Below are 19,277 nucleotides of genomic sequence, written 5' to 3' on the forward strand. Positions count from 1 at the left end.
TCGCCACAGATGTAGGCGCCGGCGCCGAGCCGCACTTCCAGCTCGAAGCGACGGCCGCTGCCGGCCACATCAAGGCCCAGAATACCGGCGGCATAGGCCCGTTCGATCGCCTGGTTCAACAACTCATTGGCCAGCGGGTATTCTTCCCGCAGGTAGATGTAACCCTGGGTGGCGCCCACCGCCAGGCCGCTGATGATCATGCCCTCGATCAGCATGTAGGGGTCGCATTCCATCACCATGCGGTCGGCAAAGGTGCCCGAGTCGCCCTCGTCCGCATTACAGACGATGTATTTCTGCGAGGCTTCGGTGTCCAGCACCGTCTGCCACTTGATACCGGTGGGAAACGCCGCCCCGCCCCGGCCGCGCAGGCCGGACGCTTTCACGCAATCGACCAATTCCTGGGGAGACAAAGCCGCCGCTTTTTCCAGGCCCTTGAAGCCGTCCAGCGCGCGATAGTCATCCAGCGACACCGGACTCGTGATACCGATGCGGGAGAAAGTCACCCGTTGCTGATTTTTCAGATAGGGGATCTGGTCGGTCAGGCCCAGAGCCAGCGGGTGCTCGACGGCACCGCGCTCGAAGCCGGCGTCGAACAGGGAGGCCACGTCGTTCAGCTCGACCGGGCCGAAGGCATAGCGGCCGTCTGCAGTTTCCACCTCCACCAGCGGCTCCAGCCAGAACAGGCCCCGGGAGCCGTTGCGGATCACTTCGATATCCAGGCCACGCCGCTCGGCTTCACGCCGGATCAGGGTCGCCACCTCGTCGGCGCCCAGCGACAGGGCCGTGGTTTCATAGGGAACATAAACTCGCAGCGTCATTATTTCAGCTCCAGTTTGAAGGTGGTCAGCTCGTCCACCAGCCGATCGAATTTGGCCGGGCTCATGCGGCCCTTGATCTTGTCCCCCACTCGAATGGAGGGACCGGTGGCGCAGTTGCCCAGGCAATAGACCGCCTTCAGACTGATGTCCCGGTTCGGGGTGGTCTGGTCGAAGTCGATGCCCAGCTTTTCCCGCACATGGCGTTCAAACTCGCGACAGCCCTGGGCCTGACAGGCTTCGGCCCGGCAGATTTCAATCACGTGCTTGCCCGGCTTCTCGCTGCGAAAATAATGATAAAAACTGATCACCCCGTGCACATCGGCCGCGGTGCTGCGTAAATGGGTGGCTATCACCCCGATGGCGGCATCGGGAATATAGCCAAACTGGTCCTGAATACGATGCAGGATGGGCAACAGCGCGCCGGGTTTGTGTTTTATCGACGTCACTATCGCTTCGATAGTGTCAAGAACGCCTGTTTGAGTCTCATCCATATCATCAACCTTGTAAAAAACGGTCATCGCGGGCTTGTCTGTATCTACCGCCATGAACAGTACTGTCCTGCCGGCCGTTCCTGGCCGGATGCAAAACATGCCCTCCACCGCAAGATGGAAGGCATGAAGCAGTCAACCCTATCCTTTACGCCGGAACCATGCCATGGGGGTCGATCACAAATTTCTTCGCTACTCCGCCGTCAAATTCGGCATACCCCTGGGCGGCCTGATCCAGGCTGATGACCTGCACGTTGACCGCATCGGCAATTTTCACCTTGTCGAACAGAATCGCCTGCATCAGGGGGCGATGGTACTTCATCACCGGACACTGACCGGTGTGGAACGAGTGGGACTTGGCCCAGCCCAGGCCGAAGCGCATGCTCAGGGCACCCTGCCGGGCGGCCTCGTCCACGGCACCCGGATCTTCGGTGACATACAGGCCGGGAATACCAATCTGGCCGCCGGCGCGGGTCAGGGCCATGGCCGAGTTCAGCACGGTAGCCGGCTGCTCCTTGCCATGGTCACAGCCGCAGCCGTGCGCTTCAAAGCCGACACAGTCGACGAAGGCATCGACTTCGCGTTCACCCAGGATCCGTTCAATCTTGTCTTCCATCGAGCCTTCTTCACGCAGATCGATGGTCTCGCAACCAAAGCTGCGCGCCTGGGCCAGACGGTCCGGGATCATGTCGCCGACGATGACGCAGGCCGCGCCCAGCAGCTGGGCCGAGGCGGCCGCGGCCAGGCCGACCGGGCCGGCACCGGCAATATAAACGGTGGAGCCGGGGCCGACGCCGGCGGTGACGCAGCCGTGGAAGCCGGTAGGGAAGATGTCGGACAACAGGGTCAGGTCGCGGATTTTTTCCATCGCCTGGTTCGGATCCGGAAACTTGAGCAGGTTGAAGTCCGCATAGGGCACCATCACGAACTCGGACTGGCCACCGACCCAGCCGCCCATGTCCACATAGCCGTAGGCGGCACCGGGGCGGGCCGGGTTGACGTTCAGGCAGATGCCGGTTTTGCCTTCCTTGCAGTTGCGGCAACGGCCACAGGCGATATTGAACGGCACGGAAACGATGTCGCCCACTTTCAGATACTCGACATCGCGGCCGCATTCGATGATCTGTCCGGTGATTTCGTGGCCCAGCACCAAACCGGCTTCGGCGGTGGTTCGTCCACGCACCATATGCTGGTCACTGCCGCAGATGTTGGTCGACACCACCTTGAGGATCACCCCGTGGTGACAGGCTCGCTTGCCGATAGACAGTTCCGGGAAGGCGATGGACTGCACCTCAACCGTGCCCGGGCCGGTATAGACAACGCCTCTGTTTCCGTGAATTGCGCACATAATCAACGTCCTTTTGCTTAACGGGAGTCAACGCCGGCATCAGGCCCGCGCGTTACCAGATTTCGAAAGACAGCCGTTTCAACGTCTGTCAACCTGGCCGACAGTAAACCGCCGTTACACTTTGGTAACATTGCTGATAAAGACATCGACATGCCAAAACAAGACATGAAGACGAGGCAGTCTTTGCCCTGCCCGCGCGATGGCCGCCGGTAACCGACGGCTGGGCGGCCACAAACACGGTGTCGAAAAGCTGATTACGCGGTTAGTCGGTGGCGTTATCGGGGCTGTGGTGTTCATGCCAGTGCCGGGCAATATCGACCCGTCGCGCCAGCCACACGTCCTGGTGTTTCGCCACATGATCGAGAAAGCGCTCCAGTGCCATCATCCGGCCGGGACGGCCGGCAAGACGGCAATGCAGCCCCACCGACATCATGCGCGGCTGATGCGCCCCTTCCCGATACAGGTAGTCGAACGTGTCCGTCAGATAATTCAACCAGTCATTGCCGGTATCAAACCCGGGCGAAGAAGCAAAGCGCATATCATTGGTGTCAAAGGAATACGGCACCACCAGATGGTGGCCCTGATCGTGCTTGACCCAATAGGGTAAATCATCGTTGTAGGCGTCGGAGTCATACAAGAAACCGCCGTCGTTGATCACCAGTTGGCGGGTCGCCTGGCTGACGCGCCCGGTATACCAGCCCAGCGGTCGCTGTCCGGTCAGCTCGGTAATGGTGTTCATGGCCAGCCGCATGTGCTCGGCTTCGACCTCGGGCGATACATCGCGATAGTCCAGCCAGCGCCAGCCGTGGGCGGCAATTTCATGGCGGTCTGCCACCAGACGGGTTGCTATCTTCGGCACCCGTTGCAGCGCCTGCCCCACCGCAAACGCCGTGATGGGAATGTTGCGTTCCCGAAACAGGTCCAGCAGCCGCCATACGCCGACCCGGCTGCCATATTCGTAATGGGATTCAAGATTGAGGTTGCGCCGGTCGGGCCAGGGTTCACACCGCATGTCCGAATTGAGATATTCCGCCGCCGCATCGCCGTCGAGAATATGTGACTCGGCACCCTCTTCAATATTAAGTACAATCGACAGCGCCAGACGTGCTTTTTCCGGCCAGTGGGGATGAGGTGGCTGGTCGCCGTAACCCTGCAGGTCTTGCAGCCGCTCGGCGGCATCTAAACGAATTGATGAAGGCATATATGAGTCTCGTCAAATAGTGATTTCGTGAGAAAAACAACATACCCCACATCGATTGATAACAAAATAGCAACATCATAATTAACAATAATTGCATCAGTACCGGAAATCGATGGATGACCACCGCATTGAGTCAGGTGTAGGATCAAGGCAATCAGGTGCCTTTTTTCATTCTGACCAATAGCAACTTGTATAAAGGTACACAACGCCATCAGATGTGCCGATCGGTTCTAATCTGCTGCGTACAGAGACAAGATTGACAACCGTGCTTCGGCGATGATAGAAGTGGGTCGGCGGGTCACACTGTATACAATATCAAGTAAAAATGAGAACAAGCGATATGGATATCCGCATCTTGATTGTGGAAGACGACGACACCACGCGGGATTGCCTGGTGGAGTACTTCAGGGTAGAGCAGCATCAGGTGTTTGCCGCCCGGAGCGCGGAAGAAGCCGAGCAGATACTGAGCGGGCAGGATATCGATCTTGTGCTGCTGGACATTCGGCTGCCGGGCAAGGATGGCCTGACCCTGACCCGGGAGCTGCGCGCCGGCTCCGAGGTGGGCATCATTCTGGTAACCGGCCGTCAGGACGACATAGAGCGTATCATCGGCCTGGAATGCGGTGCCGACGACTATGTGTGCAAACCCTTCAACCCCCGCGAGCTGCTGGCCCGGGCCAAAAACCTGGCTCGCCGGGTACGGGCCACCGCCCCCCGGGACGATACGGCTTCCACTGCCAATATTCATCGGTTTGACCACTGGCGCATCGATCTGGATCGCAGAGTGCTGCTTGATGAACACGACCGGCAAACGCCGCTGACCCACGGTGAATACCAGCTGTTGTGTGCCTTCTTGCACCATTCGGGACAGACCCTGTCACGGGATCAACTGCTGGATCAGATCAAAAATCGGGAGTGGGCCCCCAATGACAGAACCATAGATGTATTGGTAGGCCGGCTGCGACGCAAGCTGAAAGACGACCCGGCCAATCCCGGCATCATCCTCACCGTGCATGGTGCCGGTTACGTATTTACCCCAAGGCCGGTGCCATGCCACTGATGCTGTTACTGCTGTTTGCCCTGCTGCCATCACTGCCGTTGCAGGCACAGGAGCCGGTTCACGCCCGCCCCCTTACCGCCTGCGGTCACCCCGAGTCTCCTCCGCTGTCATGGGTGCAGGATGGGGAGCTGATCGGCATTACTCCCCATCTGGCCCGCAAGCTGCTGGCCGAGCACGGCTATTCGGTCAACATGCAGGTGTTCGGCAACTGGGAACGCTGTCAGCTGGCGGCGCGCCAGGGCAAGGTAGACCTGATTCTGGCCGCCTACAAGACCCGCCGGCGGGAGCAGGACTTTGTATTCAGCACCCCCCCCATCGTCGCCGAGCCTGTGGTGCTGTTTACCCATTTCGGCAACGGCAATCAGTCGCCCTGGAACCTGTCCGACAAGACCCTGGGCATGCTGTTTGGCGACAGCTTCGGTGACGATTTCGACCAGGCCGCGGCCCGCCATCCGCATGTGGAGCGGGTGTCCACCGGCGAGCAGAATTTTCACAAGCTGGCGCTGGGCCGTATCGACTACATGCCCATCGGACTGGGGACCGGCAAGCTGCAGGCACAGAAATTCGGGCTCACCGGGCAGGTGTTTGCCCTGCCCGATCTGGTCACGCTGGAGCACTATCACCTGACCCTGCCCAAAGGCTCGGTTCTGGAGCCGCTGCTGCCGGCGCTGTCGGCACAACTGCAGGCGCTTATCGACGACCATTATATTGAACGCATTACTCCCTATTTTGAACGCCGCTACCTGGACACTCCCTGAATGAATGCCCTGTTTACCCTGTTGCCCCGCTACCGGCGGCGGCATCCGCTGAGTTTTCGCCTGTTTCTGCTGGTACTGGGCGTCAGCCTGAGCCTGTCGCTGCTCTCTACCGTCTTTCAGCTCTGGCTCGACCATCGCCAGATACGCCAGGATCTTGACGATCGCCTTACCCTTATCGAACAGAGCTACCTCGACAGCCTGACCCAGAGCCTGTGGGATCTGAATCTGCCGCAAGCCCGGTTACAACTGGAAAGCATGCTCGACATGCCACACCTGGCACGGTTGTCGGTGACCGGAGACGCCCTGACCGACCCGCTGGTGCTGGCCGGTAATAACAGCAGCGAGGGCTTTCACGAATACGGCTTCGACTTGATTTATCCCAGCCCGGCACTGGGCCCCCAGCAGGTTGGCCGGCTGGACATTGCCTTTAGTAAGCACAGCATTCGCCAGCAGCTGATTGACCACGCACAAACCATTCTGCTGAGCCAGACCCTGACCATACTGGCCATAGCCCTTTGTTTGATGCTGGTGTTTCAACGTCGGGTTACTCGTCACCTGGAGCGCATGGCCCATCATGTGGCGCAGATTGGCGAAGGCCAACCCAATAGCCCGCCACTGACCCTGGCCCGCGAGCCCGGCCAGTTGCCCGACGAGCTGGATACCCTGGTGGGCGCTATCAACACCATGCGCCGCGCGGTGGAGCGCCGTCAAAACGAGCTGCAGCACGACAAAGACCGGCTTGAAGCCCTGGTAGACAGACGCACCCAGCACCTGCGCCAGGCCAAGGAAGCGGCCGAGGCGGCCGACAGCGCCAAAAGCCGTTTTATCGCCAACATGACCCACGAGCTGCGCACCCCCATGAACGGCATTATGGGCACCCTCACCCTGCTCAGGCCCGCGCTGAAAGACAGCCCGGAGCAAGGGATGCTCGACATACTGCAGCACTCGGCCGAGCACCTGCTGATGCTGCTGAACGACGTGCTCGATTATGCGGCGCTGGAGCAGGGCCCCTTGCCCGAGGAGCCGGCTCCCTTCGTCCTGAATGAACTGCTGGAAAGCAGTGTCGCCATGATGCAGGGTTACGCCGAGGCCAAGCAGATTCAGCTGCAACTGGACGCCCCCAACGCCGGACTCTGGCTCTCGGGCCACGCCAACCGGCTGCGCCAGGTGCTGATCAACCTGCTGTCCAACGCCACCAAGTTCACCGACGAGGGCGGCCGGGTCACACTCGACGCCCGGCCGGTGGATGGCGGCTGGCAATTCAGCGTGGAAGACAACGGCATCGGCATTGCCCTTGAGCAGCAGAATCGCATTTTTCAGCGCTTTACCCAGGCCGACGAAAGCATAGGCCGGCGTTATGGCGGCACCGGACTGGGGCTGGCCATTTCCAAACGCCTGATCGAGGCCATGGGCGGCAGCATGAGCCTGCAAAGCACCCCGGGCCTGGGCAGTTGCTTCAGCTTTATTCTGCCGCTGACGCCTGCCGACACACCGACCACCGAACAAGAGAGCGAGCTGGCCGTCCTGCCCAGCCTCAGCCTGCTGCTGGTAGAGGATGTAACCATCAACCGGGCCATTCTTGCGGCCATGCTGGAGCAACACGGTCACCTGGTGAGCCAGGCGGAAAGCGGCGAGCAGGCGGTCGAGATGGCCAGGCATCAGGCGTTTGACCTTATTCTGATGGACATGCATCTACCGGGCATCGACGGCCTGGAAGCCAGCCGCAGTATTCGCCATCAAACCCGGGGGCTGAACCGGGACACCCCGGTCATTGCCCTCACCGCCAGTGTGGGCCCCGATGACATTCGCCGTTATCTGGCCGCCGGGCTCAAGGCCGTGGTGGCCAAGCCGGTGCAATGGCCAAGACTGACCCAGGCGCTGAGTCAGGCGATGGGCATTCGTATTCAGCCGGAGCTGGAGCAGCCCCTGCTGCAAGAGCATCTGCGGGTGCTGGGTCGCCCCCGCTTGCAGGCCATGCTGAACCAGTTTACCGAAGAGCTGCCTGCCCGGCAGGCGGCCATAGAGCAGGCGCTGGCAGCAGAAGATCATCTGGAGCTGGGCCAACTGGCGCACCGGCTGGGGGGGACCGCCCGCATGCTGGATCAGACCCGGCTGGCCGAGGTGCTGTCCCGGCTGGAGCACACCGCCGAGACCCAGAACCTGCTGACCCACCGCCTGGCCGGCGAGCTGACCCAGGCGGTAATGGAAACACAGCAAGGGCTTTCTGCGCTCACCAGCCGCTTGGGTGGCAATAACTAATACAAAACTGTTACAAACTTTTACATTTATCTCATAACTGCCACACATGGCTACTTTAGTCTGACCCTGTCCCTGATAAGGATATTTGCCGCAGACCGGTTACTTGCACCGGTCTGCCCCACAGGCTCAAGGAGAGAACCATGGTAACACCCACCCCGCGCAAACCCGGCTTCTGGCTGGCCTGCCTGCCCATCGCACTGACCTTTGTAGTGCTGGGCGTGCAGCTGTTTTACTTCGGTAACTTCACCCCCCATATTCCGCTCGCCATCGGCGTGGCCATCACAGCGCTCATCGGCTGGCTGCGCGGCTACCGCTGGCCCGAGATGGAAGACGGCATCATGCACGTGGTGCGCCTGGGGCTACAGTCGGTCGGCATTCTGATTATCGTCGGCATGATTGTCGGCATCTGGATTGCCAGCGGCACCGTGCCTTATCTGATCAAGCTGGGGCTGAGCCTGATCTCTCCCGAGCTGTTTCTGGCCGCCAGTGTGCTGATCTGCGCCGTGGTGTCGGTGTCGCTCGGTACCTCGTGGGGCACCACCGGCACCGTGGGCCTGGCACTGATGGGCATCGGCAACGGTTTCGATATTCCCATGTACTGGACCGCCGGCGCCGTGGTGTCGGGTGCCTTCTTCGGTGACAAGATGTCGCCGCTGTCGGATACCACCAATCTGGCTCCGGCGGTGACCGGCGTGAACCTGTTCGACCATATCCGCAACATGCTGCCCACTACCGTTCCGGCCATGCTGATTGCCCTGGTTATCTACCTGTTTGCCGGCTTCAGCCTGATTGGCGATCAGGCCGTGGATTTTGGTCGCATCGAGAACATCATCAGTGGCCTGGATCAGCACTTCAACCTGTCGTGGCCGCTGCTGCTGCCGCTGGCCGTGACCGTGCTGCTGGCGCTGAAGAAAATGCCCGCCCTGCCCACCCTGTTTGCCGGCGCCATGCTGGGCCTGGCGACCGCCATGCTGACCCAAGACGTGGGCCTGCAGCAGGCGTTCAACTTCATGTTCGGCGGTTATCAGATTGATACCGGCGTGCGCGAAATCGATGCCCTGCTCAACCGTGGCGGCATACAGAGCATGACCTGGGTGATCACCTTGATGCTGGTGGCCCTGGCCTTCGGCGGCGTGCTGGAGCGTACCGGCTGTCTGGCGGTGATCATGGAAAAAATTCTGACCCGCGCCAAGAGCTTTGGTGCCGTCCAGTCTTCCGCCATCGCCACCTCGGCCATGACCAACGTGATTGGCGGCGACCCCTACCTGTCCATCGCCCTGCCCGGCCGTATGTTCGCTCCCGCCTACCGGGCCAAGGGCTATTCGGCGCTCAACCTGTCGCGCGCCGTTGAAGAAGGCGGCACCCTGATATCGCCGCTGATTCCCTGGAACGCCGGTGGCGCCGTGGTGATCACCGCTCTGGGCCTCGGCATTGCCGAAGGACAGACCGAAAACCTGTTGTATATTCCGCTGGCCTTCGCCTGCTGGTTGTCGCCGCTGATCGGCATGGCCTACGCTCACCTGGGCTGGTTCTCGCCCAAGGCCTCGGCCGAGGAAGTAGCACAATGGCAACGGCAAGAAGCCGAACTCGCCCCCGAGCCGGTGCCGGCGAAATAGCACACCAAATAAACAAAAACGGGCCTGATGGCCCGTTTTCTGTATGATAGAGAAGAACAATGTCGTTTTGTCGTTATTCGGATTGCCCTCCCGCTCCATCATGAACGCCTCTTGGGCTAACACCGTTCAGTTAACGGGATCGATTGGCTTTCAAACCGACCTTCTGCGCCATGAATGGCGCATCAGCCTTTGCCGTTGTCCAGCAGGATCCAGTTGGGAGATACCCGCTTGTCGCCGTCACGCTGATCATGGTGCCCTTCCCACAGGGCAAATACCACCGGGATGCTGTCGCGGGAAAGATCCACCTGATGCTCGCCCTCCACCTTCAGCGGCCGGGACATCACCACATGCCACTGGTTGTCCTGAACGATCTCGTCGGTGATATAGGAGCTGGCCCCGGCCACAATTTGCTCGGGCAGCCGGGTGGTACTGCCGTAACCGCCGGCGGCCAGGTTGTCGACCTGCTCCTGACCTGACTGCCAGTACCAGATGTTGACCGGCTTGTCAGGACCCGAGCCCATCATGAAGGAGGTGTCGGGGCCCTTGATGGCATATTGCACCGCCACGCCGTCACGAAAACGGTCGACGGTGGTGCCCCTGTCTTCGGTAGCGTCCTTCCAGCGTAGCCGCATATAGAAGCGCTCATCGGAGCGGGCCACCTGAAAATACAGATGCTTGGGCTCGAGTGCCGTATCCTCATCGAAACGCAAGATCACGGACGCATGCACCGGCGGCGCCGAATACAGCTCGGTGCGGTAAACGGGCAGCCGATCCCAGATCAAGTCATCCGGGTCGTTCTGGGTGCGCAGGTAGATGGTGCCGGGAATGCGCGCCACCTTGACGGTATCGCCCGAATGCACATCGGTCACGTTGGGGTTGAGTTCGGGGTGATCGGCCTGGGCGGCACCGGTGGTCATCACCAGCCCCAGCAGAACGGCGCGGTAAATGGACAGATTGACTCTCATAACGGGTTCCTCTTGGGTCATGCCTAATCCCACAGCTTCTGGGGCTCGGTGCTTGCCGTGTGGCGGCTCGCGCCCGGTGCCGGGCACGGGCCGACCTGATTCTCCAGGCGGTGCCGCTGGCCTGACGCCCAGTCCGGCAAGCGCTGCACCAGATAGGCCAGGCCGGCATCCAGCCCCGGGTCCCCTTCGCCGGCAAGACGGGCACGCAAGGCACTCAGCAGCGGAATAAGGTAACGGGCCATAAAGTCCCGCTGCGCCCGCTGATAGGGCGAGGCATCGCGCTGCTTGCTTGCAGCCTGCTCTTCCAGATGACAGAGCAGGGCGCAAAATTCGAGCATGGTGACCAGATGGTCCGGCTCGTCGATATGCCCTTCGTCATCGGTCGCCGCCTTGAGACCGAAATGGCGATAAAACGCCTGCACATTGAGCATGAAGCTGCCCGGCGTTTCACCGGCCAGCAACGGTTCGTAGGCGCTGGCCACCAGCGGCACCCGAGGCTTGCCGCGCCGACCATGGGCAAAGGTGGCCATGTAGCCCACCTCCAGTGCACACAGATCGGAGCTGGCCGGCAGCTCGGGCCAGGGGGCCTCGCCCAGTGTCTGCATGGCCGCATTCAGCGCCTGAGACAGACGCCCCTGCTCGAGCGCCTGCTGGGTTTCGGCCAGCGGATAGTCCAGCATGGCGGCGGCCAGCCGGAACACTGTGCCCCGGGCAATCACCGCATCCACACGCCGGGGGGGCATTGATATCTCGTTCATCTGCTCACTCCCCGTTCAGCTGAGTTTGAACATCTCGGCGTGTTTGTAGCCAATCAGCGTATCCATCAGTTCGCTGTCCCGGCCCTCGGCCTTGGCCTGGCGCTCGGCACCGAGCATTTCCAGCACCTCACCCACCCGCTTGCCGAACAGGCTTTCCAGGTAGTCCAGCGGTATGCGCGATTCTTTCAGCGCCTTGCCGTCGGGGCCGTATTTGGGCGGCGACATCGGCGGCACATAAAACACATTGGGCTGGGTGCCCCACTCGGCGTGCAGCGGCAGCGCCACCTTGTACTTGTTAACCAGCAAATGGATGGGGCCCGCCTCGTCGTCGAGATAACCAATCCAGCGAATACGCCCTACACACTGCTGGGCACAGGCGGTGGGCAGGCCCTTTTCGATGCGCGGATAACAGAAGATGCACTTCTCCGACTTGGAGATCTGTTCGTTGAAGTACACCTTCTTGTAGGGACAGGCGTTAACGCAGTAGCGATAGCCCCGGCAGCGCTCCTGATCCACCAGTACGATGCCGTCTTCCTGCCGCTTGTAAATGGCGTTACGGGTACAGGCCGCCAGGCAGCCCGGGTTTGAGCAATGATTGCACAGCCGTGGCAGGTAGAAGTAGTAGCTGTTGGGGTAATCGCCCTCGCCTTCGTCTTCGTCCCAGTTGGCGCCCCAGGTGGGTTTGACGTTGGGGCGCAGCCAGGGGTCGGTGCCGGTCATCAAGGCCTCTTCGTAGTTGTATTCCCAGGGAATACCGTAGTCTTCCTGGCTGGGCTGTCTGCCCAGGCGCAGGGCGCCGTCGGTATCGAAACCGCCGCCCATGTTCTGGTAGTCCCGGGGGTAGCCTTTGCCCGGCATGGTTTCCACATTGTTCCAGTACATGAATTCGCGGCCGTTGCGGTTGGTCCACATCAGCTTGCAGGCCGTGGAGCAGGTATGGCAACCGATACACTTGTTCAGATCCAGCACCATGCTGAGTTGTCGTTTGACAGCCATGACGGTCTCCTCTTATAGGACCCGTGGGTCACTGATTTCATCCGCCGTGGCCAGCGCGATGTCGTAGCTGCTTTCATGGATAACCTGGTTGGCGTTCCACTTGGCATAGATAAACTTGAGATGCCCCCAGCCCCCCACCAGCTCAAGCGGCTGCAGCAGGGTGGCATGGGAGTTGTTCATCGGCTTGCGATGGATGTATTGATGCGGCTCCCAGCCGTGCTCCATCATGATGGAGTTGGCCGGAATGCTGGGGTAGAACTTGGCCTGGGCAAAGAACTCGCCGTTACCGTTGAACAGCTTGACCCGATCGCCGTCCTTGATGCCGCGCTCGGCCGCCAGCTTGGGGTTGATGTAGATATTGGGCTCGCCCCGCTGCAACCGCAGCATATATTTGTTGCTGCGCCAGTTGGAGTGAATCCCCCAGCGGGTATGGGGCGAATAGAAATGCAGCGGATAGTCGGACGCCTCCGGGCCGGCATAGAGCCGCGCCGTGGGCACGGTGGATTTGAGCTGCTCAAACCGGGGGTGATCACAATAGAAGGTGATCCGCCCGGTCAGGGTTTCATAGGGTTTCTTGTCATCGGTTTGCGCGGTAAAGGGGTTATAGGGTTGGTCCGGCTTCAGCGGCTGGTTCAGGCCCGCCTGTTCGTTCATCACGATAAAGCCGCGTTCGCCCGCCTCTTCCAGGCTGACGCCACCAAATTCCGGCGAGTTGTCCACGATGTAACGGCAGGCATCCAGTGCGGTATTCAGCTTGCCGTTCATGGTGTAGTCGTCGTGAATGGTGTGCAGATCCCGCGTGACGTCGCCGTCCTGAATGGGACCGATGCCCCGGGCGATGGCCCGTTCCTGAATCTTTTGGGTCAGCAGCGCCATGATGTCCCAGTCGGGCTTGGACTCGCCCACCGGGGGCACCGACTCGGTAAAGACATTACAGAAACGGTGATAACCCTGGGTTCTCAAATCCCAGGCTTCGTAGTGACTGGCCGCCGGCAGCACGTAGTCGGCCCACTCGGCGGTGGAGTCCATGCGCGTGTTGACGTTGACATACAGCTCGCTGGCCTGGCGCAGGTGTTCATCACGGTAATGCTCGGCCAGCTTGTTGCGCCGAAAGGTGTTGTCGGCTATCGAGATCATGCCCTTTATTTCACCGTAGTAGGGCATCCAGCCCTCGTCGATGGACTCCTGCATCATGGCTTCCATCTCGTCGATGTCGAAGCCGACCCGCTCCTTGAGCTTCTTGTTGTTGAAGTGATTACGTATGCCGCCCATCATGTCGCCCCGCAGCACCTCACCCAGGCCGCCCGGCTCGTAGCGAGCCGACTTTTTGCCATCAAAGGTGGCAAGCTCGGTCCAGCGCGGGTGGTTCCACACCACCCAGGAGGTGTCGAGGCCGCCGGTGCGCCCGCCGTGGCCGGTCAGCGCCAGGGCCAGGGCATAGCCCCAGCCGATATAGAGACAGTTGGAGTAGCTGGAGACGATGTAGCCCAGCATGATGATGGCTTTTTTGGCCGCCGCCAGATGACGGGCTTCCTGGCGCACCACGTCCGGATGCAGCCCGGTTTGCTGCTGGGTCTTTTCCGGTGGGTATTTGGCCGCTTCCTTTTTCACCTGCTCGAATACGGTAGTGACCTCGATGCCGTTGACGTCAAACTCGCCCTCCAGCGCCGGGTCCACCTCACCCAGCTTCAGATCCTTGTCGTCACTGCCCATCGACCCCTTGGCCTTCACCGCCTGCTGGGTGTTCAGATCCCAGTGGTAGAACACTTCCTCGGAGCCACCCTCGACCAGGTCGCTTTCGCGCAGCAGCTTGCCGTTGTCGGTGCGCACCAGCATCGGCAGATCGGTCTGCTCCTTCATGAAGTCGGGCTTGAACAGCTTTTCCTCGATAATCACGTTGACAAACGACAGGGCGAGGAAGGGATCCGAACCCTGCTGAATCGGCATCCACAGGTCGGTGTGAATGGAGCTGGGGTTGTAATCCGGGGCGGTACTGGTAATGCGCGCGCCGTTGTATTTGGCTTCCCAGATATAGTGAGCGTCGGGAATACGGGTGGCGTTGGGGTTGATCATGCCGAGCATGATGTAGTCGGCATCAAACCAGGCGTCGGAGGTGAAACTTTCCAGCGGGTTGCCGTAGGCAAGGTGGGCGCCGGTGTTCAGATCGCCCACCACGGTAAAACCGTCTAGCTGAATGCCGCCCACCAGCGAGGCAAAGCGGTTGGGGCCGGACTGGCGCACCATGGTCTGGTTACCCGACCCCTGGTGGGTCTTGAGCTTGCCGGGGCCGTATTTCTCAAATATATCGATGATTTTGTCGGCGATTTCCTCGGTGGCCTGATCCCAGGAAATACGCTGCCATTTGCCCTCGCCCCGCTCGCCGGCCCGCTTGAGCGGATGGCGAAGCCGGTCGGCTTCGTACATGGCGGTGGAGTGAATGGCCCCTTTCTGGCAGCCGCGGGGGTTGGCGTCGGGCACCTTGGGGTTGACCTGGGGATACTTGGCGATTTGCTCTTCACGGATCACCAGGCCGTCTTTCACATAGACGTTCCAGGCGCAGTTACCCATGCAGTTGATGCAGTGGGCGGCATGACCGATATGATCCCAGTCCCACTCGTTGCGATACAGATCTTCCCAGTTTCGGTAGGGGTATTCACTGGCGAGGGTGTCGGAGATAGGCTCCAGACGATTAAGCGCCCAGCTTTGACGGCTAAACACGATGCCGGCACTGGTCAGCCCCAGCCCCTTGAGGAAGTCGCGACGCTTGAGTTTAGACATGTGCATTGTTATGCCCTCCTGTGCGACCGCCTGTTCATCTGCTGCCAGCCTGTTCGAACGGTTCGCTTTTGGTTTTGCTCAAAAAGTAACACCACCATTAAACATAGGTCATTTAATGACCATATCGAGCAGGACAATTGACTTCTGATTGATACAGATCAATCAAAGCGATAAAAATCGCCATAAAACAAACATCTTAAATACCAATTAAAACCGGTTTTTATGCTGAATTAAAACTCATTTGGAGCTTTTACATCTGGTTTATGGCGTGGGTAGCGATGCGGTAGCAAAAATATTTTGCTCTCGTGCACAGCTCGCCAGAAGCCTGCATTCATCGCACACAAGCAGCACCTAAAACAAAAAACGGGCCTCAAGGGCCCGTTTTTCAGTTCGATTGCAAGGTGATGGTGACCGTTTTACTCCGGCTTCGGACTACGCCGCAGAATGCAGCCCTGGTCGCCCACCGCATACACGGTGCCGTCCCGGGTGGCACACACCGCCCGCAGGCTGACCTCGGTGGGCGCGGTTTCCCGCAGCCACTGGCCCTGCCCCAGCCGCAGCACAGTGCCCTGCCCACCCACGGCAAATACCTCGCCGGCCGGGTTGCCGGAGATCGACAGCAGGTCCTGCTGCAGTCGGGTGGGCATGGTATGCCAGCGCTGACCGTTGAAATGCACCACGGTTCCCGACAGGCCCACCGCGTAGATGTCGTTCAATCCCCGGCCCCAGACGCTGTAAATAAACTGCTCGGTGCCGGTGTTGAAATCCTTCCATTGCTCGCCGTTGTAGCGCAGCGCCAGCCCGAAGTCGCCCACCGCCAGCAGGTGCCGGGCATCCAGGCCCCAGAGATCGTACAGCGCCGAGGTGGTGCCGCTGGCCAGCCGCTGCCAGCCCAGGCCGTCGTAATGCAGCACCAGCCCCTCGTCGCCCACCGCGTAGATGCAGTCGGGCCCGGTGCCCCACATTGCCAGTATGGTGGTGTGCAGGTGCAGATCGAAGTGCAGTTGCCACTGCTCGCCGTTGAAGCGGTAAATGCGCCCTTCCTGACCGCCGGCCAGCAGGCCGCTGCCCTCGCAGCTCCACAGGCAGTGCACCGCCAGTTGTTCATCGGGGGCCGGCATGGACACCCACCGCTCCTCTTCCAGGCGCAGCACGGTGCCGGTGTCGCCGCAGGCATACATCCGGCCGTCGTGGGCCTGCCACAGCCCCCACAGCTGACGCCGGGTGGGACTTGCCATGACCTCCCACCGGCTTTGCGCCGCCACTTCTTTGTGGGGAACGGCCAGGGCCTGTTCAAAATCGGGAGCGGCGGTCATCAGGGTGCCGAAATCGCCCACCACCAGCGCCTCGCCCGAGCCCAGGGTAACGATGTCCATCAAATCGTGATGGGTGTTACAGGCCAGCCGGTGCACCTTGTTGTTATGCAGATACAGTAAATGGCCCTTGTCACCCACCAGCAGCACGCCGTCCTTGTAGGCGCGCAGCGCCCGCAATCTCGGCAGACCCGACTCGTGGGCCAGGTTGTGAAATTCGCCGTGGCGGTAATGCACCAGCTCGCCACGAAAGCCGCCCTGATCCACGAAGTAGCGCCCGCCCGCCAGCAGCAGTTCGTCGTCGTTCAGTACCAGCAGCGCATGAAAACCGGTACTTAGCGGGCAGTCCATCGGTTGCCAGTCGCCGTTTGGCTCGCGGCACAGCAGGGTGCCCTCGCCGCCCGCGGCGTATACCCGGCCGTTTGGGGCACAGGCCACCGCCCGCAGGTTGATGCGGGTACCCGAGGCCTCGGGCTGCCAGCCCTCGCCGTCGAAGTGCAGAATGCGCCCCTCGTCGCCCACCGCCCAGGCCTGACCGTGAACATTGCCATCGATGGCAAACAAGGGGGTGTTTTCCTCGCAGGGGGCGTAGCGACCGGTGTCGTCGTTGACCACGCCCCCCCGCACGTGCCGCCACTGCTCGCCGTCATAATGCAGAATGCAACCCATCCAGCCCACCGCGTGCAGGCTGTCGGCCTGGGTACCCCAGATGCCGTGCAGGGGCAGCGGCACCGGCGTAGGCTGCTCGTGCCAGCCCGGCCGGTCGGCGTCAAAGTGCAGTATGCGACCCTCGTCACCGACCACGAACACCTCGCCCGCGCCGGCCCAGCCGGACCAGAGTACGTCGCCATCACCGGCATGGGCTTCCGGCACCGGTCGCCAGGGCATGGCCACCGGCGCGGCCTCTTCTACCCGGCTGGCCAGCTGGCGAAAGAAGTGACGGCGGGAAGGATTGTGTGCTGAGCTCATGGCGCTCTCCTCGTGTGCATGATTAGCGGTCGTCGTTGCGTTCAGGATTCAGCCGGTCGTGCTCGCCGGCAAGCAGGGCTTCAAGGTCACGCCGAGCCTGGGCCCTGTCTTCCTCGGGCACATCGCTGAGCAGCGCTTCCAGCTCCTCGGCGTTTGCTGTTACCAGTGCCTGTAACTCTTCGCTCGCGGCCTGCCGGCTTTCCTGCCGGGCGTGTTCGATGCAGGCATCCACCACAGGAGCAAACGCCCGGGCCTCGGGGCTCTCGGGCTGATCCATGGTGACCGGCGCCCCCGAGTCGGAGGCCATGGCCAGCAGCGGCGACAGCGGAATGCTGGCCAGCGACGCCACTCGATGCTCCGCCAGCGCCTCGGCCAGGTGGGCTCTGGGGAACAGCTGAAACTCGCCGCCGCAGTGCGGGCAGGTCACCCCGGCCATGTTCTCCACCACCCCAAGCAGCGGCAGGCCCCGCTCCTGGCAGAAACGAATGGCCTTGAGGCTGTCCATCAGCGCCACCTGCTGAGGGGTGGTGGCAATCACCGCCGCCACCGCCTGCTGCTCCAGCAAGTCGCTCAAAGTGATCAGCTCGTTGCCGGTGCCCGGCGGCATGTCGACCACCAGAAAATCCAGCGGCCCCCAGTCAAAGCTGCCGATCAGATGATGCATGAAGTCGTGCTTGTAGGCATCGCGCCAGACGATGGGAGTGTCATCGCGCTCCATCATGAAGGCGAGCGAGCCCACCTGCACCGGGTGCGGCAAGCGGTCGCCAAAACAGGACAGGGTATCGAGCCCCCGCTCGCTTACCCGTACCCGCTGGCCCACCTGATTGAAAAAGCGGCTCTGGTTGGGACCGTGAATATCCGCATCGGCCACCCCCACCCGAAAGCCGCGGGCGGCCAGGCCGGCAGCCAGGTTGGCCGAGACGGTGCTTTTGCCCACCCCGCCCTTGTTGGCCATCACCAGAATGATCTGGCCAATTTGAGCGAGGCGCAGCTCCAGCAACCGCTTTTCGTGATGGGGCTTGTCCAGGGTGCACTCCGGCTCTTTGGGACAGAACTGGCAGGCGTGGCCCAGGCCGCAGTCGGCGGGCCGCACGGCCAGCTCGTCGTCCCGGCCGGTGTTGAATTGATGTACCGTCATGATGAACTCCTCCCCTTGAGTATCAGTAACTGTTGTCCAGCAGGATCCAGTTGGGTGTCACCCGCTTGTCACCGTCGCGCTGATTGTGGTGGCCCTCCCAGACCGCAAACACCATGGGAATCTGCTTACGCTCCAGATCGACCTGGTGTTCGCCCTTGACCTTCAGCGGCCGGGACATCACCACGTGCCATTCGCTATCCTGTTGAATTTCCTCGGCCACCCAGGCGCCGGCACCGTCGATGGCCTGCTCCGGCAAACGCGTGGTGCTGCCGTAACCGCCGGCGGCCAGGTCTTCTATCTGTTCCCGGTCGGAACGCCAGTACCAGATATTGACCGGCTTGTCCGGCCCCGAGCCCATCATGTAGGAGGTGTCGGCCCCCTCGAGCGCAAACTGTACCGCCACGCCGTCACGAAAATCATCCACGGTGGTGGCCCTGTCTTCGGTGCCATCCTTCCAGCGTAGTCGCAGGTAAAAACGCTCGTCGGAGCGGGCCACCTGAAAATACATGTGCTTGGCCTCAAAAGCCTGCTCCGGCTCGAAACGCAGGTTGACTGACTGATGCACCGGCGGCGCCGCATACAGGCCAACACGGTACATGGGCAGCCGGTCCCAGATCAGATCGTCCGGGTCGTTCTGGCTGCGCAAATAGATGGTGCCGGGAATGCGCCCCACCTTGACGGTGTCCCCCGGCTGCACCTCGATGACATTGGGGTTCATTTCGCTGTGATAGGCCAGGGCAGCGGCGCTGGTCATGGCCAGCCCCAGCAGCATGGCCCGGTAAATGGACGTAATCGCTTTCATGATATGTTCC

General features: G+C 61.2%; 15 protein-coding genes. 4 read left to right on the top strand and 11 right to left on the bottom strand.

What is annotated here, in order from left to right; all coding sequences use genetic code 11:
• The 4 genes from ABD827_RS01900 to puuE all read right to left on the bottom strand — a co-directional run.
• A partial coding sequence (locus ABD827_RS01900) for a formate dehydrogenase beta subunit (protein WP_486348556.1) occupies positions 1 to 818 on the bottom strand: 818 nt, incomplete at its 3' end.
• On the bottom strand, positions 818 to 1,363 hold the full coding sequence (locus ABD827_RS01905) for a formate dehydrogenase subunit gamma (RefSeq protein WP_344961833.1): 546 nt from the start codon (positions 1,361 to 1,363) through the stop codon (positions 818 to 820). The genes ABD827_RS01900 and ABD827_RS01905, both read right to left, overlap by 1 nt.
• 91 nt (positions 1,364 to 1,454) lie before the next feature.
• Entirely contained in the window at positions 1,455 to 2,654 is a 1,200-nt protein-coding gene (gene fdhA / locus ABD827_RS01910) for a formaldehyde dehydrogenase, glutathione-independent (protein ID WP_425567954.1), read from the bottom strand.
• Positions 2,655 to 2,916: 262 nt separating this feature from the next.
• On the bottom strand, positions 2,917 to 3,855 hold the full coding sequence (gene puuE, locus ABD827_RS01915; protein ID WP_344961834.1) for an allantoinase PuuE: 939 nt from the start codon (positions 3,853 to 3,855) through the stop codon (positions 2,917 to 2,919).
• Positions 3,856 to 4,195: 340 nt separating this feature from the next.
• On the opposite strand from puuE, the gene ABD827_RS01920 reads away from it, so the two are divergent.
• The 4 genes from ABD827_RS01920 (at position 4,196) to nhaC (ending at position 9,548) form a co-directional block, all read left to right on the top strand.
• Entirely contained in the window at positions 4,196 to 4,915 is a 720-nt protein-coding gene (locus ABD827_RS01920; protein ID WP_344961836.1) for a response regulator, read from the top strand.
• Complete coding sequence (locus ABD827_RS01925) at positions 4,906 to 5,673, top strand: substrate-binding periplasmic protein (RefSeq protein WP_344961837.1); 768 nt, start codon at positions 4,906 to 4,908, stop codon at positions 5,671 to 5,673. Before ABD827_RS01920 ends, ABD827_RS01925 begins: the two co-directional genes overlap by 10 nt.
• Positions 5,674 to 7,932, top strand: coding sequence for an ATP-binding protein (locus ABD827_RS01930; protein WP_344961839.1), 2,259 nt, complete (start codon positions 5,674 to 5,676; stop codon positions 7,930 to 7,932).
• Positions 7,933 to 8,072: 140 nt separating this feature from the next.
• On the top strand, positions 8,073 to 9,548 hold the full coding sequence (gene nhaC / locus ABD827_RS01935; protein ID WP_344961842.1) for a Na+/H+ antiporter NhaC: 1,476 nt from the start codon (positions 8,073 to 8,075) through the stop codon (positions 9,546 to 9,548).
• 182 nt (positions 9,549 to 9,730) lie between these two features.
• On the opposite strand, the gene ABD827_RS01940 is transcribed toward nhaC, so the two are convergent.
• The 7 genes from ABD827_RS01940 to ABD827_RS01970 all read right to left on the bottom strand — a co-directional run bounded on the left by ABD827_RS01940 (position 9,731) and on the right by ABD827_RS01970 (position 19,267).
• A complete protein-coding gene (locus ABD827_RS01940) occupies positions 9,731 to 10,513 on the bottom strand; it encodes an ethylbenzene dehydrogenase-related protein (RefSeq protein WP_344961844.1) in 783 nt (260 codons plus the stop codon).
• Between the two features lie 23 nt (positions 10,514 to 10,536).
• Complete coding sequence (locus ABD827_RS01945) at positions 10,537 to 11,271, bottom strand: molecular chaperone TorD family protein (protein WP_344961846.1); 735 nt, start codon at positions 11,269 to 11,271, stop codon at positions 10,537 to 10,539.
• Positions 11,272 to 11,286: 15 nt separating this feature from the next.
• Entirely contained in the window at positions 11,287 to 12,267 is a 981-nt protein-coding gene (clrB, locus tag ABD827_RS01950; protein WP_344961848.1) for a chlorate reductase subunit beta, read from the bottom strand.
• Positions 12,268 to 12,279: 12 nt separating this feature from the next.
• Positions 12,280 to 15,051 carry a chlorate reductase subunit alpha gene (clrA, locus tag ABD827_RS01955; protein ID WP_344961850.1) on the bottom strand — a complete coding sequence of 924 codons (2,772 nt, stop codon included), beginning with the start codon at positions 15,049 to 15,051 and terminating at the stop codon, positions 12,280 to 12,282.
• Between the two features lie 410 nt (positions 15,052 to 15,461).
• The gene (locus ABD827_RS01960) at positions 15,462 to 17,327 is read right to left on the bottom strand and encodes a hypothetical protein (protein ID WP_344961852.1); all 1,866 of its coding nucleotides are present in this window, start codon (positions 17,325 to 17,327) and stop codon (positions 15,462 to 15,464) included.
• 22 nt (positions 17,328 to 17,349) lie between these two features.
• Complete coding sequence (locus ABD827_RS01965; RefSeq protein ID WP_344961854.1) at positions 17,350 to 18,465, bottom strand: P-loop NTPase; 1,116 nt, start codon at positions 18,463 to 18,465, stop codon at positions 17,350 to 17,352.
• A gap of 22 nt (positions 18,466 to 18,487) precedes the next feature.
• Complete coding sequence (locus tag ABD827_RS01970; RefSeq protein ID WP_344961856.1) at positions 18,488 to 19,267, bottom strand: ethylbenzene dehydrogenase-related protein; 780 nt, start codon at positions 19,265 to 19,267, stop codon at positions 18,488 to 18,490.
• Between the last annotated feature and the right edge of the window lie 10 nt (positions 19,268 to 19,277).

Origin of the sequence: Oceanisphaera sediminis, from assembly GCF_039539745.1 — a bacterium.
Taxonomy (GTDB): Bacteria; Pseudomonadota; Gammaproteobacteria; order Enterobacterales; family Aeromonadaceae; genus Oceanimonas; species Oceanimonas sediminis.

Excerpts from the sequence above, each read along its gene's own strand:
- ABD827_RS01905 (WP_344961833.1), bottom strand. The coding sequence starts at position 1,363 with ATGGCGGTAGATACAGACAAGCCCGCGATGACCGTTTTTTACAAGGTT.
- fdhA (WP_425567954.1), bottom strand. The coding sequence starts at position 2,654 with ATGTGCGCAATTCACGGAAACAGAGGCGTTGTCTATACCGGCCCGGGC.
- puuE (WP_344961834.1), bottom strand. The coding sequence starts at position 3,855 with ATGCCTTCATCAATTCGTTTAGATGCCGCCGAGCGGCTGCAAGACCTG.
- ABD827_RS01920 (WP_344961836.1), top strand. The coding sequence starts at position 4,196 with ATGGATATCCGCATCTTGATTGTGGAAGACGACGACACCACGCGGGAT.
- ABD827_RS01925 (WP_344961837.1), top strand. The coding sequence starts at position 4,906 with ATGCCACTGATGCTGTTACTGCTGTTTGCCCTGCTGCCATCACTGCCG.
- ABD827_RS01930 (WP_344961839.1), top strand. The coding sequence starts at position 5,674 with ATGAATGCCCTGTTTACCCTGTTGCCCCGCTACCGGCGGCGGCATCCG.
- nhaC (WP_344961842.1), top strand. The coding sequence starts at position 8,073 with ATGGTAACACCCACCCCGCGCAAACCCGGCTTCTGGCTGGCCTGCCTG.
- ABD827_RS01940 (WP_344961844.1), bottom strand. The coding sequence starts at position 10,513 with ATGAGAGTCAATCTGTCCATTTACCGCGCCGTTCTGCTGGGGCTGGTG.
- ABD827_RS01945 (WP_344961846.1), bottom strand. The coding sequence starts at position 11,271 with ATGAACGAGATATCAATGCCCCCCCGGCGTGTGGATGCGGTGATTGCC.
- clrB (WP_344961848.1), bottom strand. The coding sequence starts at position 12,267 with ATGGCTGTCAAACGACAACTCAGCATGGTGCTGGATCTGAACAAGTGT.
- clrA (WP_344961850.1), bottom strand. The coding sequence starts at position 15,051 with ATGCACATGTCTAAACTCAAGCGTCGCGACTTCCTCAAGGGGCTGGGG.
- ABD827_RS01960 (WP_344961852.1), bottom strand. The coding sequence starts at position 17,327 with ATGAGCTCAGCACACAATCCTTCCCGCCGTCACTTCTTTCGCCAGCTG.
- ABD827_RS01965 (WP_344961854.1), bottom strand. The coding sequence starts at position 18,465 with ATGACGGTACATCAATTCAACACCGGCCGGGACGACGAGCTGGCCGTG.
- ABD827_RS01970 (WP_344961856.1), bottom strand. The coding sequence starts at position 19,267 with ATGAAAGCGATTACGTCCATTTACCGGGCCATGCTGCTGGGGCTGGCC.